Here is a 22648-nt window from a genome sequence, read left to right as displayed (position 1 = left end):
CCTCCCTCATAGGCCGGCCCACCCCTTACCAGCGCTTAATTCTCCCTGAACGCACGGTTGATCCGTAACGTCATCGGCTGCAAAAGATATTCCGCAAAGGTTCGTTCCCCCGTCTCGACAAATATCTCGACAGGCATTCCAGGCATCAATGTGGAGATGTAGGAGGCCGTCGGCGCGTTGGGGTCGAGCTCAACCTCGGCCAAATAGGAGCTGTCGCCGGAATGGGTGTCGGTCAGTGCGTCTGCCGCAACGCCGACCACCCTTCCCTCGAGCATCGGCCGGCGGCGAATGTTCAGCGCGTGAACCCGCACACGCGCCATCTGTCCGACATAAACCTCTTCCCGATCGGCAGGCTTCAATGTCGCCTCGATGACAAGCCGATCTTGCATCGGAACGATTTCCAAAAGGGTTTCCCGAGGTCCAAGCACGGCATTGAGGTCCCTGCTGTTGAGGCCAACGATCCTTCCACTTTCCGGGGCACGCAATTCAGACCGGACAAGCTGGGCACGCAACGCGGCAATTCGATGTCTGAGGTCGCCGATCTCCTCGCTCGTCGCATGCCGCTGCTTGGCGATATCCTGATTTTGGTTGAACCCCAGTTGCCGGCGTCTGTCCTGCAACTCCGCGATCTTGCCCTGCATCTCCGAGATTGACGCGGCATTGCGATCGACCTGTCCGGTGGCCTCGGCTTCGGCGCGTTGCAAGGCCAGCAAACGTGGTTTCCGGGCGAGGCCCTTTGCGAGGAGATAACTCGTGTCGGCGATTTCTTCCCGCAACAGCTTGAGTTGCTGTTCAAGCCCTTGGGTGTTGCTCTGCAGGCCGCGGATGGTGTCCGCGTTTTGCAGCATCTGCTGATCGATCACCTTGCGCTCGTTCTCAATCGCGGCCAGTCGCGCAGCAAATTCGGCCTCCTGGGTTTGAATGGCGATACGTGCGGAGAGACGCGCCGCACTTTCCCGCAATTCGTCCGGAAACCGGATTGACTTCGCACCGTCCTGCTCCGCCGACAGCCGGGCCTCCATCGCCAGATCAGCAAAGAACTTGGTTTCGAGGGAACCAAGGCTCCCTTCGATCTGCGCGGTGTCGAGCCGTGCAATGAGTTGACCGGCTTCGACGTGATCGTTCTCCCGGACATAGATCGATTTGATGATTCCGCCTTCCAGATGTTGCACAGCCTTGCGCTTCGAATGGACCTTGATGAATCCCGGGGCCACGACAGCGCCGCGGAGCGGAACCGTGGTTGCCCACAAGCCGAAGCCGCAAAATTGCAGGACGAGCAATACACAGCCCCATGCGATGATCCGTCGCATGTCGGATCGCGGTTGCTCCGTCGGCCAGGTCTTCGACGGACCGGCAACAGGCGCGGACATCGCGGGGGCATGACCGGTCTGCGTCATGGAATGACCCTCCTGCCTGGCAACCTCTGAGGTTCGACATTGCGCGGGAGCCCTGGCGAACCCGGTACCGGTGCCGGCCGCTGGGCGCGAAGAACATCATATGGCGGTCCGAAGGCGACCTGGTTGCCGTCCCTCAGCAGCAACACGGCATCGGCGATGGTCAACAGCCGCGGCCGGTGAGTGACGATCACCGACGCCGCGCCGCGCGCTTTGGCCGATTGAATGGCGGAGCACAACGCTTCTTCGCCGTCCGGGTCGAGATTGGCATTGGGCTCATCCAGCAGGATCAATTTGCGATCGCCGAAGAAGGCGCGTGCAAGACCAATGCGTTGACGCTGGCCGCCGGATAGCCTGCAGCCGTCGCGGCCGATCTCGGTCTGGTAGCCGGCCGGAAGGGACAGGATCATCTCATGCGCCTGCGCGAGCATGGCCGCGGCGACGATGGCCTCGTCCCGTGCGTATTCATCAAACCCGGCAATGGCTTCGGCCACCGTTCCTTCCAGGAGCTGCACGTCCTGGGGGAGGTAGCCGACGAATTGCCCAAGCTGGTCGGGATCCCAGGTATGGAGTGCTGCGTGGTCCAACCGGATCGTACCGCTGGTCGGCCGATCGAGGCCTGCCATCAAGCGCAGCAATGTGGATTTTCCGGCGCCGGTCGGCCCGATCACGACGACAAGCTCGGACGGCCGGCATTGAAAGGATATGCCCGCGAGAATGGGACGCTGCGTCCCGCCAATCCGGAATGTCACCCGTTCGACCTTGAGCATGCCGGCTGGCGGCGGAAGCAACGTCTTCCGCGGACGCGCAAGCACCGGCATCGCGGCGTTGCAGACCTGCGTCCACGCGTCCTGCGCAGATGCCAACGCGCGCCAGGCCGAGACCAATCCTTCCATGGGCTGCAATGTGCGCGCTATCAGGATCGAGCTCGCGATCAGACTGCCGGACAGCACCTCGTTCTGGAGCACGAGCCAGGCACCGGCGCCGATCGCGGCAATCTGCAGGATGGTCCTGACCATTCGCGCGGCGGCGCTAATCGTGTAGATGCGTTCGCTGGCCCGCACCACCGGAGACAGGGCTTCGTCATTGAGGCTCATGAACGCGCGGATGGCGCCCCGGGTCCAGCCCATCGCCCGCACCACGCTGGAGTGCCGGACGATTCCATCGAGCAACGCCTGCGTCTTCAACGCGGCCTGCGAAGCCTGCGCAATTTCCCCGCGCGCGATCCAGTGGCTTGCAACACCCATCGCCAGCAGGACCCCCACCCCGATCAGGGCTATGACGCCATACCAGGGGTGCAGGAAGAACAGGATGAGAATAAACACCGGGAGGAACGGAGCATCGATCAGCGATGTGACCGTTCCGCTCGACAGGAAAGTTCTCAACTCGCGAAGCTTGACGAGATCGTGCTGCCGGCCGTCGCCGGGCGCCGCACCGGTGATGCTGCCTTCAAGGATGATCGGAGCGAGGCAGTGCTCGAACCCGACCGCGAACCGGCTCAACAGGCGGTTACGAAACGTGTCGAAGGCGGCGCTGAAGGCGAGAGCGCCGACGGCGATGACGGTGAGGCCGACAAGCGTCTCGACGCTTCCGCTGCTGAGCACGCGGTCGAACACTTCGATGGAATAGAAAGGTACGACCAGCAGCAGCAGGTTTACGGACACGCTGAAACAGACGATCCACACCAAGGCGAATCGTCCCGGAATCAAGGCCACCAGCAATCTCTGACCAGATGCTGGGATCACACCACGGTTACGCGAATACATAACTTGCCGGCACTGTCACTGACTGAAATGAGGGCGGGGCGGCCTGACAGCCGCCCCGCTACTAGTCGGCGCTAGACAACGTCAACGGCCGTATAACCGGCGGCAGTGTTGATTTCGGCGATCGACTCGAACGGTGTCGCGCCGCCCGTGATGCCATCGAGCTGGATGGCGCCGAAGCCGAAATCCAGCACGGTGTTGGTGCCGTCGTCGTCCACTATCACTGTCGCCGGGTCAAAGCCTGGCGGAGCGTCGACAACAACGGCATCGCCATCGGCAAAGCTGAGATCGGTGACTTCATCGTTGCCGAAGTTCGTAGCTGTGTTGTCGCCGAAATTGTGCGTATCGGTACCAGCACCGCCCGTCAGCACATCATCGCCGAGTCCACCGTTGAGGACGTCGGCGCCATTGCCGCCGGACAACTCGTCATCGCCGTTACCGCCGTTCAGGGTGTCATTGCCGGCGCCGCCCGACAGGATGTCAGCCCCAGCCCCGCCGTTCAGGACATCGGTGCCGTCGCCGCCATCGAGCGTGTCATCTCCGGCGTCGCCGTCGAGCGTGTCGTTGCCGGTTCCGCCGCTCATTTCGTCATCACCGGCGCCGCCGCTCATGGCATCGTTGCCCGCGCCGCCGGCCATCTCGTCGTCTCCGGCATCGCCGAACATCGTATCGTTACCGGCGCCGCCGTCCATGATGTCGTCGCCCGCGTCGCCGTGCATGGTGTCGTTGCCATCGCCACCGTTGAGCGTATCGGCGCCCAAACCGCCGTTCAGGATGTCGTCACCGGTACCGCCGTTCAGCAGGTCATTGCCAAGTCCGCCGTTCAGCGTGTCGTTGCCGGCATCGCCATTCAGAGTGTCATCTCCGAATCCACCGTTGAGTAGGTCGTTACCGTCGCCGCCATTCAAGACGTCATTGCCGGCGTCGCCGCTCAACGTATCGTCGCCGGCGTCGCCCCACAGGGTGTCGGCACCCGCGCCGCCATGAATGTCATCATTGCCGTCGCCGCCGTGGATGCCGTCGTCGCCGGCGTCACCAAAGAGCTGATCAGCGCCGGTTCCGCCATCGATGGTGTCGTTGCCTTGGTCGCCGTGGATGATGTCGGCGCCGGCATTTCCGTTCAGCGTGTCGTCGCCCGCGCCGCCGTTGATCGTGTCGTCGCCGGCGCCACCGGTGATCGTATCGATACCGGCATTTCCATCAAGGATGTCGTTGCCGGCACCACCATCGATGGAATCATTGCCCGCGCCGCCGCTTACGTCATCATTGCCGTCCAGGCCAGTAATGGTGTCGTTGCCTTGAAGGCCAAAGATCTGATCGTCTACATTCGTGCCAGGCAACACATCGTCGCCTGCTGTTCCGATGATCAGTGCCATGATCTTCACTCCCTTTGCATGGAAATGCGCGATGCGGGTCGCCTTGCGGCCCGTCACGGACGTCGCAGATTTCGGGTTGGCTTGATGCCCATCACCGATCGATGTGGGCTCCGATCAAGCAACCTTGGATGAAAGGAGAGCGATCCAGCAATCCCCATTTGGGGACAAAAGAATACGGCAAGCTGGTGGACCCAATGACGGCCACGGTCTTCGTCTCAGGCGCGAACGGCACTCACGCGTTCAAGCGAGTGAGTCCGTCAAGGCGATGCAAGGTGATGTCGGCGTGAGTGCGAGCGGAGATGTCTGCGACGCTCTCTCGATCGCGTACGATGATCGTACGCGCGTGCTGTCCGCGAGAGCCGGATGATGCTCGCGTCAATCCAGGATCGGCTCTCGCGGCAATTCGTCTTCAGGGCTGCGGGCCGTCATAGCCCTCGATGATGATGAGGTCGGCGATGGAGTGCGGCTGGCGCACCTTGATGTTGGCTTGGTATTCCGGCGAGTTGTAGCAGGCGATCGCGGTCTCGTAGTCGGGAAATTCAATCACGACGTTGCGCGAGCGGCTGGCGCCTTCGACGGTGGTGAACTTGCCGGCGCGAACGACGAAGCGGCCACCCCATTTCTTGAAGATCGGACCGTTGGCGACGGCATAGGGCTTGTAGCCCTCGTCGCTGCTCACATCCACGCGCCCGATCCAGTAGCCCTTTGCCATTGTTCTTCTCCCTGCTTGTTGATCTCTATCTAAGCATCATCCGACCGGAAAACCGCTGCGCGGTTTTTCCGAATCATGCGCCGAGCGCCTGCGCGATCTCGGCCTGGATGGCTTCAGCGATCGCCTTGGGGTCGGCGGCTTCCACCACCGGCCGTCCGACGACGAGATAATCGGCGCCCGCGGCAATTGCGCGACCCGGCGTCATGATGCGTTTCTGGTCGCCAGTCGCAGAACCCGCCGGCCGGATGCCGGGGGTGACGAGATGCATCTGGTGGCCGACGATCTTGCGCAAGGCGACGACCTCCTCGGGCGAGGACACCAGCCCGTCGACGCCGAGCACCTGCGCCTGCTGTGCGCGCGCTTCGACCAGCTCGGAGACGCTGAGCCGATAGCCGGCCGCGTGCAGATCGTCGTCGTTGTAGGACGTCAGCACCGTGACGGCGAGAATCTTCAGGCTCGCGCTACCGCGGCCTTCGACCGCGCCCTTCATGGTCTGCGGATAGGCGTGCACGGTGACGAAGGTTGCACCCAGCCTGGCCACGCTCTCCACACCACGCGTGACGGTGTTGCCGATGTCGTGCATCTTGAGATCGGCGAACACCTTCTTGCCCTTGTCGGCGAGCTTGCCGATCAGCGGCAGGCCGCCGGCATAAGCGAGCTGATAACCGATCTTGTAGAAGGTGACGCTGTCGCCGAGCCTTGCGATCATCGCCTCCGCGGCGTCAACGCTGGGCAGGTCGAGCGCTACGATCAGGCGGTCCTTCGGGGCGATCTCGGCTGGCGTCATGTCACCTCACATCATGCGTTGGGAAATGTCGATCAATTGCCGCACCAGCTCCTTCAACGCGGCGATGTCGCCCTCGTTCTTCAGCCTGTCCATATCGTCATAGGCCTGGTCGGCAAAGGCGAGCGTGAGCTGGCTGGCAATCACATTGGCGTGGCAGGAGGTCAGGATCAGCCGCAGCGCCTGGAGCGCACGGGCCGCACCGAGCCGGCTCTGCGAGGCGCCGGCGAGCGCGAAGGCGCGGTTGCGAAACACGTCGCCGCGCGTCTCGTGCAGCTCATGTACGCGGCTGATCCAGTCGATCGCGTTCTTGAGCAGCGGCGGCACCGAGGCGTTATATTCGGGCGAAACGATCAGCACGCCATGATGCGCGCCGATCATGCGCTTGAGATTGATCGCGTGCTTGGGCGCGCCCGACTTGGCCTGGAGATCGCCGTCATAGATCGGCAGCGGAAAATCGGCGAGCGAGATGCGGGTGACGTCGACGCCGGCCTGGGCGAATTCATAGGCGGCGACCGCCGCCAGCTTCGCATTGTGCGAGCCGGTGCGCAGCGAGCCGGGAATGACCAGGATTTTGGGTGCGGACATCCACTTCCATGCGTTCGGCGAAACGAGTCCGCCGCGCAAAAGGGAATGCCGACGGAATTAGTCCTTGCGATACACCCAGACGCGGGCCGGCGGAAGGTTCATCCAGATCCGTTCCGAGGCCTCTGTGGACACGCCGGGCAGCGATTTCGGGATCGGCGGCACCACCGCATAGGTGAACTGCACGAAGGGCGCGCCCGGGGTCAGCGCCGCGAAGGCGTCGCGGACCAGCCGGAGCCGCGTCAGCATCGGTTTTGTCACGAGCGGAAGGCCGGAGACGACGGCGGAGGCCGGCGCGCTGAGCACGTTCCAGAGCGTGTCGCGCAGGCGATAAGCATCGCCCTGCACCACCTTGGCTTGCGGATAGCGGTCGCGCAGCAAGGCGCAGAAGCCGGGATTGTATTCGACGAGGACGAGGCGCTTCTGGTCGACGCCCCGCTCGACCAGGGCCGAGGTGATGGCGCCGGTGCCGGGCCCGAGCTCGACCACGGGTGCGTCTGAATTGACGTCGACGTAATGCGCCATGGTCCGGGCGAGCAGCTTGCCCGAAGGCATCACTGCACCCATGTGCAGCGGCTTTTCGATCCACGACCTTAGAAAGCGCACCTCGTCGTCGAGACGGGGCTTCTTCAACGCACGCGCGGACGATGGCAATGGCATGTCGGGACCGGACGGGACCGCGGGACCGCGGCGTGTCAGAAAATGGTCATAAACAGGTATAGGCCGAAGGCGATACGGTCAAGACGAGTCAGGTTGCCCGATTACTGAATAGATCCTTGACCTTGGCGAAGAAGCCGACCGATTCCGGCTGGGTATTGCCGGAGGAGAGCTTTTCGAATTCCGCCAGCAATTCCTGCTGCTTCTTGGTGAGATTCTGCGGGGTCTCGACGGCAACCTGGACGTACATGTCGCCCATCTGGCGCGAGCGCAGCACCGGCATGCCTTTTGATGCAATGCGGAATCGGCGGCCCGACTGGGTTCCGGCCGGCACCTTCACCTTGGTTTTGCCGCTGTCGATGGTCGGCACCTCGAATTCGCCGCCGAGGGCGGCCGTCACCATCGAGATCGGCACCCGGCAGTGCAAATCGGCGCCGTCGCGCTGGAAGAGCTGGTGCTGGGCCAGCGACAGGAAGATGTAGAGGTCGCCGGGCGGGCCGCCGCGAACCCCGGCCTCGCCCTCGCCGGCGAGCCTGATCCGGGTGCCGTCCTCGACCCCCGGGGGAATGTTGACCGACAGCGTCCGCTCGCGGGTGACCCGGCCCTGGCCGGAGCAGGACGGGCAGGCATCCTCGATCATCTGGCCGCGGCCCTGGCAGCTCGGACAGGTGCGCTCCAGCGTGAAGAAGCCCTGCGACTGCCGCACACGGCCGGCGCCGCCGCAGCTCGAGCAGGTCTTCGGCTTGGTGCCGGCCTTGGCGCCGATGCCCGAGCAGGCCTCGCAGGTGACCGAGACTGGAATCTCGATCTGCGCGGTTTTGCCGCCAAAGGCTTCCTCGAGCGTGATTTCCATGTTGTAGCGCAGATCGGCGCCACGCTCGCGGCCGCCGCGACCGCGCTGCCCGGCCATGCCGAACAGGTCTTCGAAGATGTCGGAGAAGGAGGAGGCGAAGCCCGCGCCGAAACCGGCACCGCCGCCGCCCTGCTCGAAGGCCGCGTGGCCGAAGCGGTCATAGGCCGCGCGCTTGTCCTTGTCCTTGAGGACCTCGTAGGCCTCGTTGATTTCCTTGAACTTGACTTCGCTGGTGTCGTCCCCGGGATTGCGGTCCGGGTGGAATTTCATCGCAAGCTTGCGGAAGGACGATTTCAGGACGGAATCGTCGGCAGTGCGTTCGACTTCGAGCGTTTCGTAATAGCAGCGCTTGGTGGACGTGGACATGTTGAACTCGGTCTATCCAATCGCGATTCAAGTCGGAGCGGAACAACGTCGCCAGGAGACGATATAGGCAGCCCTTTGCTTCGCGGCAGAGGGCGGCACGGCGACGTTCATCATAACGGCTGGGAATTGATCGATCGTAACGGGGACACGCCCCGCCGAGCCCGACACGACGGCCTCCCCCGTGAGGGGGGAGGCCGGTAGCGCGTGTGGGGTCCAAGCCGTCCGCATCATCACCCTCTTGGGGATCAGGCGGACTTCTTGTTGTTCTTGTCGTCGTCGACTTCGGTGAATTCCGCGTCGACGACGTCGTCCTTGGCCGCATCCTTCTTGGCGTCGGCCTCGGCCTGCTGCTTGTACATGGCCTCGCCGAGCTTCATCGAAGCCTGGGCCAGCGTCTGGGTCTTGGCCTTGATCGCCTCGGCATCGTCGCCCTTCAGCGCTTCCTTGAGGTCGCTGACGGCATCCTCGATGGCGCGGCGCTCGGGCTCTGCGACCTTCGAACCGTGCTCGGCCAGAGCCTTCTCGGTGGAGTGCACCAAGCCATCCGCCTCGTTCTTGGCGGTGACGGCCTCGCGGCGCTTCTTGTCCGCCTCGGCGTTGGCCTCGGCGTCCTTGACCATCTTCTCGATGTCGGCTTCCGACAGGCCGCCGGAGGCCTGGATGCGGATCTGCTGCTCCTTGGCCGTGGCCTTGTCCTTGGCCGAGACGTTGACGATGCCGTTGGCGTCGATGTCGAAGGTCACCTCGATCTGCGGCATGCCGCGCGGAGCCGGCGGAATGCCCATCAGATCGAACTGGCCGAGCATCTTGTTGTCGGCCGCCATTTCACGCTCGCCCTGGAAGACGCGGATGGTGACCGCGTTCTGGTTGTCCTCGGCGGTCGAGAACACCTGGCTCTTCTTGGTCGGGATCGTGGTGTTGCGGTCGATGATGCGGGTGAACACGCCGCCCAGCGTCTCGATGCCCAGCGACAGCGGGGTCACGTCGAGCAGCAGCACGTCCTTGACGTCGCCCTGGAGCACGCCGGCCTGGATCGCGGCACCGATCGCCACGACTTCGTCCGGGTTGACGCCCTTGTGCGGCTCCTTGCCGAACAGCTGCTTCACGACTTCCTGGACCTTCGGCATGCGCGACATGCCGCCGACCAGAACGACTTCGCCGATCTCACCGGCGGTGACGCCGGCGTCCTTCAGCGCCTTGCGGCAGGGCTCGACCGTCTTCTGGACGAGGTCGTCGACCAGCGCCTCGAACTTGGCGCGGGTGAGCTTCATCGTCAGATGCTTGGGGCCGGTCTGGTCCGCGGTGATGAAGGGCAGGTTGATCTCGGTCTGCGTCGTCGACGACAGCTCGATCTTGGCCTTTTCAGCGGCTTCCTTCAGGCGCTGCAACGCGAGCTTGTCGTTGCGCAGGTTGATGCCCTGCTCCTTCTGGAACTCGTCGGCCAGATAACCCACGAGGCGCATGTCGAAGTCTTCGCCGCCGAGGAAGGTGTCGCCGTTGGTCGACTTCACCTCGAACACGCCGTCGCCGATTTCGAGAATGGAGATATCGAACGTGCCGCCGCCAAGATCGTACACGGCGATCGTGCCGGTCTTGGTCTTGTCCAGACCATAGGCGAGCGCGGCCGCGGTCGGCTCGTTGATGATGCGCAGCACTTCAAGGCCCGCGATCTTGCCGGCGTCCTTGGTCGCCTGGCGCTGGGCGTCGTTGAAGTAAGCGGGAACGGTGATGACGGCCTGGTCGACCTTCTGGCCGAGATGGGCTTCCGCGGTCTCCTTCATCTTCTGCAGGATGAACGCAGACACCTGCGACGGCGAGTAGGTCTGGCCGTCGGCCTCGACCCAGGCGTCGCCGTTGGAAGCCTTCACGATCTTGTACGGAACGAGCTTCTTGTCCTTCTCGACCATCGGGTCGTCGTAGCGGCGGCCGATGAGGCGCTTCACTGCGAAGAACGTACGCTCGGGATTGGTAACTGCCTGGCGCTTGGCAGGCTGGCCGACGAGGCGCTCACCGTCGTCCGTCACGGCGACGATCGAAGGCGTCGTGCGCATGCCTTCGGAATTCTCGATGACTTTGGCGTTCTTGCCATCCATCACGGCGACGCACGAATTCGTGGTGCCGAGGTCGATCCCAATGACCTTTCCCATGGTCCTGATATCCTTGTTTTTGCGGCAGGTTGGCTGGGCCCAAGAGGCACCCGCTCCAACCCCCCTAAGATCAAACATCCGCGATATTGCGATGGTTGACGCTCATATAGGAGGGGGGGAGGGGCCCGCAAGGACCGAACGCAAGTTTCGGCCATGAAAACATTGGGTTTTGGAAGATCATATCCGGGCTCAACCGCCCTTGCGGGTGAGGAATTATTAACAGGTTCAGGCGTCAGCCGGCCACCGCCACCGTGATCTGCCCCGCCCTGTTACCGGCGGGCCAAACCCGTTAAAAGGCGGGCGGCCGGACCGCCGCCATCAAGGCGGCTTTGCGCGACAAAGCGGCCCAACGGCCGACCATCGAACGGCCTCAATGTGAACCAATCAGAGTGCCCATGAAGCTCATTCGCCCCCTCGCCGCGCTCGCCGTCCTCGTCGCCACAGCGCTTCCGGCCCTTGCGGCGGATGCCGTTTTCCCGCCCGGCTTGCGCCTCGGCATGGTGCCGCTGGTCGGCCTGAGCACGGCCAAGACGTTTCCGGGCTTCGAGAGCGAGGACGGCAGCGTCAAGGTGCTGATCACCGAGCTGCCGCCGGCGGCCTATGGCGAGGTCGTGAGCGCCTTCAATTCCAATCCAGCCGGCACCGCCGGCGTCAAGCAGGACAAGCTCGAGACCCCCGCGGGTCTTGCCTATTTCACCACGGAAAGCGGCAAGGCCGGCGAGACGCCGGTGAAGCGCTACTCGATGATCGTGCCGGGCGCCGGCTTCTCCGGCTATGTCGCGGTGCAGATCCCGGAGAACGCGACCAAGATCTACACCGACGAGGCGGTGCGGCAGATGTTTGCGAGCGCCGTCACCCGCAAGCAGGTCTCGGCCGAAGAGCAGATCGGGCTGATGCCGTTCAAGATCACCGATCTCGCCGATTTCAAGGACATCCGCACCCTGGCGCCGGGCTCCAGCATCATCCTGGCCGACGGCAATGAGAGCTCGGGCTATGAATCCAAGCCGTTCATGATCCTCGGCCTGATCGGCGCCACCCCGCAGCAGGCCGACGATCGCGCCCGCTTTGCCCAGGAGGCCGCGTTGCAGATTCCCGGCGTGCGCGAATCCCGCGTCACCATGTCGGAGCCGATCCGCATCAACGGCCAGCAGGGTTTCGAGACCCGGATCGACGGCGTCAGCGGCAAGGACAAGACGCCCGTGACCGTGGTCCAGTGGATCCGCTTCTCGAGCGGCGGCGCCTCGCTGCGCATCATCGCCAGCGCCCCGCGCGACCAGTGGTCGGCCGCCTTCACCCGCTTCCGCGCCGTGCGCGACGGCATCCAGCCCAAGGGTTAGTCTCAAGGGTTAGCCCAAGCGCTGGACAGAACCGGCTGCATTTTCGGGCTTCTGTTCGTATACGAACGGAACTAGGCTTCCTTCCATTGGATCATCCTGGAGGGAGGCGAACGATGCTTGATCGACGACAAATCCTCGCGGCGCTTGGGACAAGCGCTCTCGTAGCCCTTGCTCCAACCGCGCTCCTTGCGGCCGCATCGATCAAGCCGGACGATGCCTCCGCGCTGCTCGTGATCGACGTGCAAAACTGCTTCCTGCCCGGCGGCAGCCTCGCCGTGAAGGAAGGCGAGCAGGTAGTTCCCGTCATCAACAAGATGGCGAAGGCCTTTGCGAACGTGGTGATGACCCAGGACTGGCACACGCCAGGTCACATCTCGTTTGCGTCGGTGCACTCCGGCAAGAAGCCGTTCGAGACCGTCGATCTCCCTTACGGCAAGCAGGTGCTGTGGCCCGATCATTGCGTGCAGGGCACCGATGGCGCTGCGCTGTCGAAGGATCTCGCGATCCCGCATGCCGAGCTCATCATCCGCAAGGGTTTTCACAAGGACGTCGACAGCTATTCGGCCTTCCTGGAGGCCGACGGCAAGACCTCGACGGGCCTCGCCGGTTACCTGAAGGGCCGCAAGATCAAGCGCGTCTTCGTCGCCGGCCTCGCGACAGACTTCTGCGTCGCCTGGACCGCGCTCGATGCGCGCAAGGCGGGCTTCGAGGTCTATGTGGTGGAGGACGCCTGCCGCGGCATCGACACGCAGGGTTCGCTCGCAAAAGCCTGGGCCGACATGGCCAAGGCCGGCGTGAAGCGGATTCAGTCCGCGGATATCGCGGTGAGCGCGTAAGCGGCGCGAAAAGCTGCCAAACCCTCATCCTGAGGAGCGTGCTCCTTAGCACGCGTCTCGAAGGATGAAGGCCGAGCTGCAACAGCCGGGCCTGCATGGTTCGAGACGGCGCTGACGCGCCTCCTCACCATGAGAATCGACCAGTGCGCCGCTCAGTTCACTTCGTTGCTGTTCGCAGCCGGCGCAGCCTTGGTGCCGCCCTTGGCGACACCGACCAGCGCCGGGCGCAGCACGCGCTCGCCGATGGTGTAGCCGGCCTGCATGACCTGCACGACGGTGCCCGCAGGCACCGACGCATCCGGCACCTCGTACATCGCCTGCTGGAAGTTCGGGTCGAACTTCTGGCCCTGCGGATCGAACTTCTTCACGCCGTGCTTTTCCAGCGCGTTGAGCAGCGAGCGCTCGGTGAGCTCGACGCCCTCGATCAGCGAGGTCAGGCCCGGATCGGCCGCGGCACGGGCCTCGGCCGGAACGGCATCGAGCGCACGCTGGAGATTGTCGGCGATGTCGAGCACGTCACGGGCAAAGCCGGTGATGCCGTAGAGGCGGGCATCGGCGACCTCCTTGGTGGTGCGCTTGCGCAGATTTTCCATCTCGGCCAGCGTCCGCAGCATGCGGTCGCGCGCCTCGGCGGCTTCCTTCTGCAACAGCTCGACCGAGCCGGGCTCCGGATCGTCGGGCATGATGTAGGGTTTTGACACCACCGGCTCGTCGGTCGGTGGGGTCGTGTCGTCGGGCTGCCGGTCTCGATCGGTCATCGGCTCTCTTCTCGAACTCGTCTCAAGGGATTGTTGGCCCGGATATCGTGCCTATGCTCACGAAAATCAAGCGCCCGTGATCGGAGGAAACGCCGATCAGCCCCCCAGGAGGCGGCTGACGATGCGCGCGGCGTAGTCCACGGTCGGGATCACGCGGGCATAATTCAGCCGCGTCGGCCCGATCACGCCCAAAACGCCGACGATGTGGCCGGCGGCATCCCGATACGGCGAGATGATCGTGGAGGAGCCCGACAAGGAAAACAGTTTGTTCTCCGAACCGATGAAGATCCGCACGCCCTCGGCGGTCTCGGCGCGCCCCAGAAGGTCGATCACGCCGCGCTTGGTCTCGAGATCGTCGAACAGCAGGCGAACGCGCTCGAGATCCTCCAACGCGTGCAGATCTTCGAGCAGGTTGGCGTGACCGCGGACGATCAGCTGGCGGTCCTCGTTCTCGCCGCCGGACCAGCTCGCAATCCCCGCCGAAATCACCTTCTGCGTCAGCTGATCGAGCTCGGCGCGGGCTTCGCCGAGCGCGGTTTCGAGCTCGAGCCGCGCCTCGGCCAGCGTGCGGCCGCGGATCCGCGCGTTGAGGAAATTACCGGCTTCCGTGAGCGCCGAGGAGGGAACTCCCGGCGGCAGCGACAGCACGCGGTTTTCGACCTGACCGTCCTCGCCGACCAGGATCACCAGCGCTTTCTCGGGTTCCAGCCGGACGAATTCGATGTGTTTCAGCCGCGCATTGGATTTCGGGGTCAGCACGACCGCTGCGGCGCGGGTGAGACCGGACAGCCGCGTCAGCGCCTCCGACAGCGCCGCCTCGACCGATTGGGCGTGACCCACCGACGTCAACTGGCTCTGGATCGACTGCCGCTCGGCGTCATTGAGGTCGCCGACCTGCATCAGGGCGTCGACGAAGAAGCGCAGGCCCAGTTCCGTCGGCAAGCGGCCGGCAGAGGTGTGGGGCGCATAGATCAGGCCGAGCTGTTCCAGGTCGGCCATGACGTTGCGGACCGAGGCCGGCGACAGCGGCATCGCGATCAGCCGCGAAATATTGCGCGAGCCGACCGGCTCGCCGGTCGCGAGATAGCTTTCGACAATTTGACGAAAGATGTCGCGGGAACGCTCGTTGAGCTGGGCGAGGCCTGCGCGCGGCGCGATCAGATGGATCGGATCGTGATGGGCCACGGACGGTAACTCCTCTCAGACGCTTATAATTTGTCCATCCCGGAGGGTTCTGACAAGCGTGGCGTTTGCGGGGTGGAAAACCCGGGGTGAAAAAGCCTTGCCGCCCACCCTCACCCCACCTACAAGCACCGCGAATAGCCCTTTTCCGAGAGTTTTGGAGGATTTCCCATGCGGCCAAGCCGCCGTGCGCCCGACGAATTGCGCCCCGTGACGCTGGAGCGCGGCGTGGTCAAATATGCGGAAGGCTCCTGCCTGGTGAAATTCGGCGACACCCATGTGCTGGTCACCGCCACGCTGGAAGACCGCCTGCCGCCGTGGCTGAAGGGCCAGGGCCGCGGCTGGGTCACCGCCGAATACGGCATGCTGCCCCGCGCGACCTCCGAACGCACCCGCCGCGAGGCCTCCGCCGGCAAGCAAAGCGGCCGCACCGTCGAGATTCAGCGCCTGATCGGCCGCTCGCTTCGCACCATCGTCGATCTCGAAGCGCTCGGTGAGCGCCAGATCACGGTTGATTGCGACGTGCTCCAGGCCGACGGTGGCACGCGCACGGCCTCGATCACCGGTGCCTGGGTCGCGCTCGCCGATTGCATCAACTGGATGAGGGCGCGCAACATGATCAAGGCCAAGGTGCTGCGCGACAACGTCGCCGCGATCTCCTGCGGCATCTACAACGGCACGCCCGTGCTCGACCTCGACTATGCCGAGGATTCGGAAGCCCAGACCGACGCCAATTTCGTTCTGACCGGCGATGGCCGCATCATCGAGGTGCAGGGCACCGCGGAACGCGAACCGTTCACACAGGACGAATTCCTCGCGCTGATGGCGCTGGCCCAGAAGGGTATCGCGCGGCTCGTGGACTTGCAGAAACTGGCCGTCGCGTAGTCAATAGGCCCATGCACCGCCGAATCACCGGAAAGCTCGTCATCGCGACCCACAATCCCGGCAAGCTCGCCGAGATGAAGGAGTTGCTCGCGCCTTGCGGCATCGAGGCGGTGTCGGCCGGTGAGCTCGGCCTGCCCGAGCCCGACGAGACCGGCAACGATTTCCGCAGCAATGCCGCGATCAAGGCGATCGCGGCGGCGCAGGCGACCAAGCTTCCCGCCTTCGCCGACGATTCCGGCATCGTGGTCGACGCGCTCGACGGCGCGCCGGGCATCTACAGCGCGCGCTGGGCCGGTCCAGCCAAGGATTTTGCCGCCGCGATGGCGCAGATCGAGCGGCTGTTGCAGGAGCGCGGCGCCACCACGCCCGACAAGCGCACCGCTCATTTCGTTTCCGCGCTCTGCGTCGCCTGGCCCGACGATCATCTCGAAGAGGTCGAGGCGCGCGTCGACGGCACCTTGGTCTGGCCGCCGCGCGGCACCGCCGGCTTCGGTTATGATCCGATGTTCCTGCCCAATGGCCACGATCGCACGTTCGGCGAGATGACCAGCATCGAGAAGCACGGCCTGCCGCCGCTTGGCCTCGGCCTGTCGCATCGCGCCCGCGCCTTCGTGAAACTGGCGGAGATCTGCCTTGAGCCGCGCTAAGCAAGCTTTCGGCGTCTATGTGCACTGGCCGTTCTGCCTGTCGAAGTGCCCCTATTGCGACTTCAACAGCCACGTCCGCCACGCCGCGATCGACGAGGCGCGCTTCGCTTCAGCTTTCGCGCGTGAAATCGAAACGACCGCACAGCGTGCGCCCGGGCGTGAAGTCACCTCGATCTTCCTCGGCGGCGGCACGCCTTCACTGATGCAGCCCGCGACCGTCGGCGCGGTGCTCGATGCCATCGGCAAGCACTGGCACGTCGCCAGCGATGTCGAGGTCACGCTCGAGGCAAACCCGACCAGCGTCGAAGCCACGCGCTTTGCCGGCTATCGCGCCGCCGGCGTCAACCGCGTCTCGCTCGGCGTGCAGGCTCTCGACGATGCCTCGCTGAAAGCGCTGGGCCGCATGCACAGCGCCCGCGAGGCGCTCGATGCCGTCGCGATCGCGCGCCGCTCGTTCGACCGTTATTCGTTCGACCTGATCTACGCCCGCCCCGACCAGACGCCGGCGATGTGGGCCGACGAGCTGCGCCTCGCGATCGACGAAGCGGCCGAGCATCTGTCGCTCTATCAATTGACGATCGAGGAGGGCACGCCGTTCTTCGGCCTGCACCAGGCCGGCAAATTGAAGACGCCGGACGAAGCGGTCGCGCGCGCGCTCTACGACGTGACGCAGGAGACCTGCGACAAGCTCGGCCTGCCCGCCTACGAGATTTCAAATCACGCGCGGCGCGGCGCCGAGTGCCGGCACAATCTGGTGTACTGGCGCGGCGATGAATATGCCGGTATCGGCCCCGGTGCCCATGGCCGCCTCGACATCGACGGGATCAGGCACGCCACCGCCACCGAGAAGCGCCCCGAAGCCTGGCTGATGCGGGTCGAGACCAACGGCCACGGCAACGTCACCGACGATCTCCTCAACAGCGAGGAGCGCGCCGACGAATTCTTGCTGATGGGATTGCGTCTCGCCGAAGGCATCGACCCCGAGCGCTACAGCGCGCTGTCCGGCCGCCCGCTCGATCCCAAGCGCATCGCGCTGTTGCGCGAGGAGGGTGCGATCATCGTGGATGCGACGGGGCGCCTGCGCGTGACCAGCAGCGGCTTCCCAGTGCTGGACGCCGTGGTCGCGGATCTCGCCGCGTAGCGAGCCGCCGTAGGGTGGGCAAAGCGGAAGCGTGCCCACCATTTTCACAGCGTTTGCAGGCAGATGGTGGGCACGGCGCGAAGCGCGCCTTTGCCCACCCTACGGCACCGTCGCCCCGAACTACGCCCCAAAGCTCTTCGGCGAGCCCGCGACCGCCACGCCACCACCCGTCGTCACCTTCATCACGGCGAGGCCGCGCTCGTTGGTGCCATCGGCGCGGAAGCGGAACAGGCCGTCGATGCCGGCGAAGCCGGAAGGGTTGGTGAGCACATCCGGCGAGAAGCGCGTCGGGCCTTGCGTGCGCGCCAGCGCGGCGACGAGGGCGACCGCGTCATAGGCGAGCGTCGCGGTGCGGATCGGCTCGGCACCGTATTTGGTACGGTAGCGGCCGGAGAAGGCGCGGAAGCCGGCCGGGTCCGGCGCGGCGTAGAGACCGCCTTGCAAGTTCGCATTGGCATAGACGCGCGGATTGTCCCACAGGCCGGTGCCGAGCAGCTGGATGTTGCGCAAATTCGCGCCTGCGGCCGTCATCGCATCGGCCACCGCGACGACGGCATCGCCGTCATCGGCGATGAACAGCGCATCCGCGCTGCCGAGCTGCTGGGCCACGGTGCGTGCCGGCGTCGCACGATCGGCGCCGTATTTCTCGAAGGCGACAATGCGGCCGCCGCGCCGCGGCACCGCCGCCTTCACCGCGGCCTCGACGACATTGCCATAGGCATTGTCGGGCACGAGCACGGCAACGGAGCGCTTTCCGATGCTGGCGGAATATTCGACGATTCGGTTGACGTCGGACTCCGGCAGGAAGCTCAGCAGAAAGACGCCGCGGCCGGCAATGCTGGAATCGGTCGAGAACGCGATCACCGAGATGCCGCGCGTACGCGCGACCTGCGCCACCGCCGGCACCGATTGCGCGAACAGCGGGCCCAAAATGATCTCGGCGCCTTCGTCGACCGCCTGCTGTGCCCCCGCCTGCGCCCCTTGCGGGCTGCCGTTGTCGTCCTTGATCAGGAGCTGGATGTTGGGATTCTGGAACTCGGCCAGTGCCATCTCGGCGGCGTTGCGCATCGACTGCGCGGCGAGGCCGGCATTGCCGGCGGCCGAGAGCGGCAGGATCACGGCAACCTTCACCCCGCCGCTGCCGGCGGTGGTGGCCTGTTGCGGCGGGCCGGCCGGCTGAGCCGGGGCCGGGGAGGAGCTGCTGAACGGGTTGGAGAACTGGCTGAGACTCTGCTGCACGCCGGCGCAGGCCGACAGCAAGGGGGCGCCGAGTAACAGGCCGAGTGCGCTCCGCCGGGTCGCCCCCGATAATCGGGAGCCCTGAACGGGAGATTTAGGATCGCGCGGGCCCAGCATCACAACTTCTCTTCTGACCGACCGTCGGCCGGCCGGTCACAACATTCTTTCCACGACACAAGCCGCGGATTCAGGCATATTGTCGGCAAATAGTTAACTAAAACAAAAGGATAATGACCACTTAACGCGGCCACACCTCAAGCCCTGGCTAGCTGTCCACCATCCGTCACCCGCATCAAGGTGGCGTTTCCGCCGCGAATGTGGCGCCGACGCTTCATTCCCTCTGCAATGTGATGCCGGATGGATCACATTCCAGTCCTTCCTCACCCCTGACCTGGCGCGATCTTTTTCCGAGGACCGGTTCCCAGCCCCCGGGATCATGCCTAAGTTCGATTCATTATGCGCGTAAAACCGAGCCCGATAAATACACCTGAGACGACGGATCCCGCCTCGCGCGGTTTCTCCATCGACGCCCATCGGCTGACGGCGCCGAAGGCGGCGCCGGGCCTCCATCTGGTCGCCACCCCCATCGGCAATCTCGGCGACATCACGCTGCGCGCGCTTCAGACGCTCGCCGGCGTCGACGTCATCGCCTGCGAGGACACCCGCATCACGCGGCGCCTGACCGAGCGCTACGCGATCACGGCCCAGCTCAAGCAATATCACGAGCACAACGCGGAAGCGGCGCGTCCGAGGATCCTGGAGGCGCTGGGGCAGGGCGGCTCGATCGCGCTGGTGTCGGATGCCGGCACGCCGCTGATCTCCGACCCCGGTTTCAAGCTGGTGCGCGAGGTCTGCGCAGCCGGCCATGCGGTCTACGCGCTGCCCGGCCCGTCCTCGGTGCTGGCCGCGCTGTCGGTCGCCGCATTGCCGACCGACCGCTTCTTCTTCGAGGGCTTTCTGCCGACGAAATCCGCCGCCCGAAAGTCGCGCCTTGCGGAGCTCGCCCGCATCGATGCGACGCTGGTGATGTTCGACTCCGGCAACCGCGTGCAGGACACGCTCGCCGAGCTTGCCGAGATCATGGGGACGCGCGAAGCCGCGATCTGCCGCGAATTGACGAAACTGCACGAGGAGATTTCGCGCGCGCCGCTGCAGGAGCTGGCACGCGGAGCGGACACGCTGGAGACGCGCGGCGAATTCGTGCTGGTGATCGCGCCGCCTGCGGCGGACGCGGAGCTGCTGACGCCGGATGCGCTCGACGGTCTGCTGCGCGAGCAGCTCGCCGTGCACAGCGTCAAGGATGCCGTCGCGCATGCGGTCGCGCTCTCGGGCCGGCCGCGCCGCGAGGTCTATGCCCGCGCGCTCGAGCTCGCAAAGGAGCTGAGGGACGGCGATGGCGAAGACTGAGGGCGCGGAACCGAAAGTCGCCTCGCCCGAACGCGTCGCCGCGTTCCGCACCGGCATCTCCGCGGAGAGCCGCGCCGCCGCCTATCTCATGGCCAAGGGCTACCGCATCCTCGCCAAGCGCTACCGTACCCCCCATGGCGAGATCGACATCGTGGCGCGCCGCCGCAACCTGATCGCCTTCGTCGAGGTCAAGGCTCGCGCGACGCTGGATGACGCCGCCTTCGCCGTGACCCCGCGCCAGCAGCAGCGCATCATCGACGCCGCGCAAGGCTGGCTCGTGGCGCATCCCGAGCATGCCGAATTCGAACTGCGATTCGACGCCATGCTGATTGCGCCGCGCTCACTTCCGCGCCATGTGTTGGCGGCATTCGACGCCTCGACCTGAAAGGCAGACCATGAAACTGAACGTCGCCGTCCAGATGGACCCCATCGCCCGTATCAACATCAAGGGCGATTCCACCTTTGCACTGCTCCTGGAGGCGCAGAAGCGCGGCCACGGCCTGTCCTATTACACGCCCGACAAGCTCTCGATGGTCGGCGAGGAGATCGTCGCGCCCATCCAGCTCCTGACCGTGCGCGACGAGCCCGGCAATCACTTCACGCTGGGCGAGCCCAGGCGCGAAGCGCTCAACGGCTTCGACGTGGTGCTGCTGCGCCAGGATCCGCCGTTCGATCTCGCCTACATCACCTCGACGCACTTTCTTGAGCGCATCCATCCGAAGACGCTGGTGGTCAACGACCCCGCCTCGGTGCGCAACGCGCCGGAAAAACTGTTTGTGATGAACTTTCCGCAGCTGATGCCGCCGACGCTGATCTCGCGCGACCTCGACGAGATCAACGCGTTCCGGGATAAGCACGGCGCCGTCGTGATGAAGCCGCTGCACGGCCATGGCGGCGCAGCGGTGTTCCGCGTGATGCCGCAGGACATGAATTTCGGCTCGCTGTTCGACATGTTCTCGGTCACCTTCAAGGAGCCGTGGGTGATCCAGCAGTTCATCCCCGAGGTGAAGCACGGCGACAAGCGCATCATCCTGGTCAACGGCGAGTTCGCCGGCGCGGTCAACCGCGTGCCGGCCGCCGACGACCTCCGCTCCAACATGGTGCGTGGCGGCGCCGCGCAGGAGACCGAGCTCACGCCACGCGAGCGCGAGATCTGCGCGACCGTCGGCCCGGCGCTGCGCGAGCACGGCCTGCTGTTCGTCGGCATCGACGTCATCAACGGCAACCTCACCGAGATCAACGTGACATCGCCGACGGGCATCCGCGCCATCGCGCGGCTCGGCGGACCTGATGTCGCGGCGAAGGTCTGGGACACGATCGAGCAGAAGCGGGCGAAGTAGGGCGCTCACTCGTAGCCCGGATGGAGCGCAGCGAAATCCGGGATCTCACAACGCGCTGCACGAGCCCGGATTGCGCTTCGCTCCATCCGGGCTACGGACATCAATTGAAACACGAGGAAGTACGCTCCTCACCCTGAGGAGCGACTACCGCGCACGCTGCGCGAAGCGCCGATGACTAACCACCCATTCACCATGACGTCGCGCGCATCGTTCGAACGAACGTCCCGCTCTGCGTGAATCTACGGGGCCACTGGCCGACCGGATAACGCGACGTTCACCATCTGCCCAGAACGCGCATCGTCACGGGCCATCACACTCGGCCTCGCAACACCCCTTATACTTTTACTCCCTACTCATCGACGCAGGGGAACCCGCCACGTGCGGTTCGAGTGCCCCGCGTAAGAGTAGAAGCGTATGAACACCGCACGCATTGTCGTTCTCGTCATCGCGCTGGGCGCCGGCGGCGTCGCTGCGTATCTGGCGAGCGGCTTTGACAACAAGCCAGCGCCCGCCCTTCCCGTCGCCGAGAAGCTGCCGACGGTCGAGGTGCTGATCGCGAAGAACGACATCCAACTCGGCCAAGCCGTCAAGCCCGAGGATCTGCAATGGCAGTCCTGGCCGGCGGCGACCGCGAGCAGCGCCTTCATCCGCCGCGACAGCAGGCCCGACGCCCAGGCCCAGATCGCAGGCTCGATCGCGCGCGTGCCGTTGATGCAGGGCGAACCCATCCGCGAGCAGAAGCTGGTGAGGGCCGAGGGCTCGGGCTTCATGGCCGCGATCCTGCCCTCCGGCATGCGGGCCGTCTCCACCGAGATTTCAGCCGAGACCGGCGCCGGCGGCTTCATCCTGCCGAACGACCGCGTCGATATCGTCCTGACGCGGCGCCTGAAGAATCCCGATGGCGCCAACGGCGCGACCGGCGGCAACGACCTGATCCTGTCCGAGGTCATCCTGAGCAACATCCGTGTGCTCGCGATCGACCAGGCGCCGAAAGAAAAAGACGGCCAGAACGCCGTGCTCGGCAAGACCGTCACGCTCGAGCTCAAGCCGGACCAGGTCGCGACGCTGTCGGCCTCGCGCCAGGGCGGCACGCTGACGCTCGCGTTGCGAAGCATCGCCGATGCCAACGCGTCGGAGATTTCGATCGAAGACCTGGCGGCCAAGCGGCCCGGCGGCGTGAACGTGATCCGCTACGGGGTGCAGGCACGGCAACTGACGTCACAGAAGTGATGATGGGGA

The 22648-nt window shown here is 65.0% G+C and carries 21 protein-coding genes; 9 read left to right on the top strand and 12 right to left on the bottom strand.

From position 1 onward, the window contains the following. Window positions 1–35: 35 nt before the first annotated feature. The 9 genes from CT676_RS04405 to dnaK all read right to left on the bottom strand — a co-directional run bounded on the left by CT676_RS04405 (window position 36) and on the right by dnaK (window position 10637). Complete coding sequence (locus CT676_RS04405) at window positions 36–1397, bottom strand: HlyD family type I secretion periplasmic adaptor subunit (protein ID WP_135213991.1); 1362 nt, start codon at window positions 1395–1397, stop codon at window positions 36–38. After that, on the bottom strand, window positions 1394–3109 hold the full coding sequence (locus CT676_RS04400; RefSeq protein WP_244623066.1) for a type I secretion system permease/ATPase: 1716 nt from the start codon (window positions 3107–3109) through the stop codon (window positions 1394–1396). The genes CT676_RS04405 and CT676_RS04400 overlap by 4 nt, the downstream gene beginning before the upstream one ends. Before the next feature lie 122 nt (window positions 3110–3231). Further along, on the bottom strand, window positions 3232–4533 hold the full coding sequence (locus CT676_RS04395) for a calcium-binding protein (RefSeq protein WP_175617958.1): 1302 nt from the start codon (window positions 4531–4533) through the stop codon (window positions 3232–3234). 409 nt (window positions 4534–4942) lie between these two features. Further along, window positions 4943–5245, bottom strand: a complete 303-nt coding sequence (locus tag CT676_RS04390; protein ID WP_063980243.1) for a DUF1330 domain-containing protein — start codon at window positions 5243–5245, stop codon at window positions 4943–4945. Window positions 5246–5318: 73 nt separating this feature from the next. Beyond that, the gene (gene pyrF / locus CT676_RS04385; protein WP_135213988.1) at window positions 5319–6032 is read right to left on the bottom strand and encodes an orotidine-5'-phosphate decarboxylase; all 714 of its coding nucleotides are present in this window, start codon (window positions 6030–6032) and stop codon (window positions 5319–5321) included. A gap of 6 nt (window positions 6033–6038) precedes the next feature. Next, a complete protein-coding gene (locus CT676_RS04380) occupies window positions 6039–6617 on the bottom strand; it encodes an NAD(P)H-dependent oxidoreductase (protein ID WP_085405104.1) in 579 nt (192 codons plus the stop codon). Window positions 6618–6674: 57 nt separating this feature from the next. Then, entirely contained in the window at window positions 6675–7274 is a 600-nt protein-coding gene (locus tag CT676_RS04375) for an rRNA adenine N-6-methyltransferase family protein (protein ID WP_028148799.1), read from the bottom strand. 88 nt (window positions 7275–7362) lie between these two features. Further along, a complete protein-coding gene (gene dnaJ, locus CT676_RS04370; RefSeq protein ID WP_063980245.1) occupies window positions 7363–8490 on the bottom strand; it encodes a molecular chaperone DnaJ in 1128 nt (375 codons plus the stop codon). Window positions 8491–8735: 245 nt separating this feature from the next. Then, complete coding sequence (dnaK, locus tag CT676_RS04360; protein WP_028148797.1) at window positions 8736–10637, bottom strand: molecular chaperone DnaK; 1902 nt, start codon at window positions 10635–10637, stop codon at window positions 8736–8738. Window positions 10638–11032: 395 nt separating this feature from the next. Between dnaK and CT676_RS04355 the strand changes: the two genes are divergently transcribed. After that, window positions 11033–11974 carry a hypothetical protein gene (locus CT676_RS04355; protein WP_166347182.1) on the top strand — a complete coding sequence of 314 codons (942 nt, stop codon included), beginning with the start codon at window positions 11033–11035 and terminating at the stop codon, window positions 11972–11974. Window positions 11975–12087: 113 nt separating this feature from the next. After that, window positions 12088–12810, top strand: coding sequence for a bifunctional nicotinamidase/pyrazinamidase (gene pncA, locus CT676_RS04350; RefSeq protein WP_028155509.1), 723 nt, complete (start codon window positions 12088–12090; stop codon window positions 12808–12810). A 152-nt stretch (window positions 12811–12962) separates the two neighbouring features. Here the strand turns inward: pncA and grpE are convergent, their stop codons facing one another. Next, window positions 12963–13568 carry a nucleotide exchange factor GrpE gene (gene grpE / locus CT676_RS04345; protein WP_063980247.1) on the bottom strand — a complete coding sequence of 202 codons (606 nt, stop codon included), beginning with the start codon at window positions 13566–13568 and terminating at the stop codon, window positions 12963–12965. 96 nt (window positions 13569–13664) lie between these two features. Further along, window positions 13665–14753: a heat-inducible transcriptional repressor HrcA gene (gene hrcA / locus CT676_RS04340; RefSeq protein WP_063980248.1), complete on the bottom strand. Its 1089-nt coding sequence runs from the start codon at window positions 14751–14753 to the stop codon at window positions 13665–13667. Between the two features lie 168 nt (window positions 14754–14921). Here hrcA and rph point away from each other — a divergent pair, with 168 nt between their 5' ends. From rph to hemW, 3 genes are read left to right on the top strand one after another with little or no spacing between them, the layout of a single operon-like run. Continuing rightward, entirely contained in the window at window positions 14922–15635 is a 714-nt protein-coding gene (gene rph, locus CT676_RS04335) for a ribonuclease PH (protein WP_135213986.1), read from the top strand. Between the two features lie 11 nt (window positions 15636–15646). Then, entirely contained in the window at window positions 15647–16282 is a 636-nt protein-coding gene (rdgB, locus tag CT676_RS04330) for an RdgB/HAM1 family non-canonical purine NTP pyrophosphatase (RefSeq protein WP_135213985.1), read from the top strand. After that, entirely contained in the window at window positions 16269–17423 is a 1155-nt protein-coding gene (gene hemW, locus CT676_RS04325; protein WP_135213984.1) for a radical SAM family heme chaperone HemW, read from the top strand. The genes rdgB and hemW overlap by 14 nt, the downstream gene beginning before the upstream one ends. Before the next feature lie 120 nt (window positions 17424–17543). Here hemW and CT676_RS04320 read toward each other — a convergent pair whose 3' ends face one another. After that, window positions 17544–18779 carry a penicillin-binding protein activator gene (locus CT676_RS04320; RefSeq protein ID WP_063980251.1) on the bottom strand — a complete coding sequence of 412 codons (1236 nt, stop codon included), beginning with the start codon at window positions 18777–18779 and terminating at the stop codon, window positions 17544–17546. Between the two features lie 339 nt (window positions 18780–19118). Between CT676_RS04320 and rsmI the strand changes: the two genes are divergently transcribed. The 4 genes from rsmI (at window position 19119) to cpaB (ending at window position 22639) form a co-directional block, all read left to right on the top strand. Next, window positions 19119–20069: a 16S rRNA (cytidine(1402)-2'-O)-methyltransferase gene (gene rsmI / locus CT676_RS04315; RefSeq protein ID WP_135213983.1), complete on the top strand. Its 951-nt coding sequence runs from the start codon at window positions 19119–19121 to the stop codon at window positions 20067–20069. Next, window positions 20056–20454 (top strand): YraN family protein, encoded by a 399-nt coding sequence (locus CT676_RS04310; RefSeq protein ID WP_071908793.1) that lies wholly within the window; start codon window positions 20056–20058, stop codon window positions 20452–20454. Before rsmI ends, CT676_RS04310 begins: the two co-directional genes overlap by 14 nt. A 10-nt stretch (window positions 20455–20464) precedes the next feature. Continuing rightward, the gene (gene gshB / locus CT676_RS04305; protein ID WP_135213982.1) at window positions 20465–21409 is read left to right on the top strand and encodes a glutathione synthase; all 945 of its coding nucleotides are present in this window, start codon (window positions 20465–20467) and stop codon (window positions 21407–21409) included. Between the two features lie 414 nt (window positions 21410–21823). Beyond that, window positions 21824–22639 (top strand): Flp pilus assembly protein CpaB, encoded by an 816-nt coding sequence (cpaB, locus tag CT676_RS04300; protein ID WP_135213981.1) that lies wholly within the window; start codon window positions 21824–21826, stop codon window positions 22637–22639. Window positions 22640–22648: the final 9 nt, after the last annotated feature.

It is taken from the genome of Bradyrhizobium sp. MOS001 (assembly GCF_004634465.1).
GTDB lineage: Bacteria > Pseudomonadota > Alphaproteobacteria > Rhizobiales > Xanthobacteraceae > Bradyrhizobium > Bradyrhizobium barranii.
The sequence above is the reverse complement of the archived record's forward strand: the minus strand, read 5'-3'. Positions and strand labels throughout refer to the sequence as shown.

Excerpts from the sequence above, each read along its gene's own strand:
- dnaJ (WP_063980245.1), bottom strand. The coding sequence starts at position 8,490 with ATGTCCACGTCCACCAAGCGCTGCTATTACGAAACGCTCGAAGTCGAA.
- CT676_RS04405 (WP_135213991.1), bottom strand. The coding sequence starts at position 1,397 with ATGACGCAGACCGGTCATGCCCCCGCGATGTCCGCGCCTGTTGCCGGT.
- rsmI (WP_135213983.1), top strand. The coding sequence starts at position 19,119 with ATGCGCGTAAAACCGAGCCCGATAAATACACCTGAGACGACGGATCCC.
- pyrF (WP_135213988.1), bottom strand. The coding sequence starts at position 6,032 with ATGACGCCAGCCGAGATCGCCCCGAAGGACCGCCTGATCGTAGCGCTC.
- CT676_RS04375 (WP_028148799.1), bottom strand. The coding sequence starts at position 7,274 with ATGCCATTGCCATCGTCCGCGCGTGCGTTGAAGAAGCCCCGTCTCGAC.
- CT676_RS04320 (WP_063980251.1), bottom strand. The coding sequence starts at position 18,779 with ATGCTGGGCCCGCGCGATCCTAAATCTCCCGTTCAGGGCTCCCGATTA.
- grpE (WP_063980247.1), bottom strand. The coding sequence starts at position 13,568 with ATGACCGATCGAGACCGGCAGCCCGACGACACGACCCCACCGACCGAC.
- pncA (WP_028155509.1), top strand. The coding sequence starts at position 12,088 with ATGCTTGATCGACGACAAATCCTCGCGGCGCTTGGGACAAGCGCTCTC.
- rdgB (WP_135213985.1), top strand. The coding sequence starts at position 15,647 with ATGCACCGCCGAATCACCGGAAAGCTCGTCATCGCGACCCACAATCCC.
- CT676_RS04355 (WP_166347182.1), top strand. The coding sequence starts at position 11,033 with ATGAAGCTCATTCGCCCCCTCGCCGCGCTCGCCGTCCTCGTCGCCACA.
- cpaB (WP_135213981.1), top strand. The coding sequence starts at position 21,824 with ATGAACACCGCACGCATTGTCGTTCTCGTCATCGCGCTGGGCGCCGGC.
- CT676_RS04310 (WP_071908793.1), top strand. The coding sequence starts at position 20,056 with ATGGCGAAGACTGAGGGCGCGGAACCGAAAGTCGCCTCGCCCGAACGC.
- gshB (WP_135213982.1), top strand. The coding sequence starts at position 20,465 with ATGAAACTGAACGTCGCCGTCCAGATGGACCCCATCGCCCGTATCAAC.
- CT676_RS04395 (WP_175617958.1), bottom strand. The coding sequence starts at position 4,533 with ATGGCACTGATCATCGGAACAGCAGGCGACGATGTGTTGCCTGGCACG.
- CT676_RS04380 (WP_085405104.1), bottom strand. The coding sequence starts at position 6,617 with ATGTCCGCACCCAAAATCCTGGTCATTCCCGGCTCGCTGCGCACCGGC.
- CT676_RS04390 (WP_063980243.1), bottom strand. The coding sequence starts at position 5,245 with ATGGCAAAGGGCTACTGGATCGGGCGCGTGGATGTGAGCAGCGACGAG.
- rph (WP_135213986.1), top strand. The coding sequence starts at position 14,922 with ATGCGGCCAAGCCGCCGTGCGCCCGACGAATTGCGCCCCGTGACGCTG.
- dnaK (WP_028148797.1), bottom strand. The coding sequence starts at position 10,637 with ATGGGAAAGGTCATTGGGATCGACCTCGGCACCACGAATTCGTGCGTC.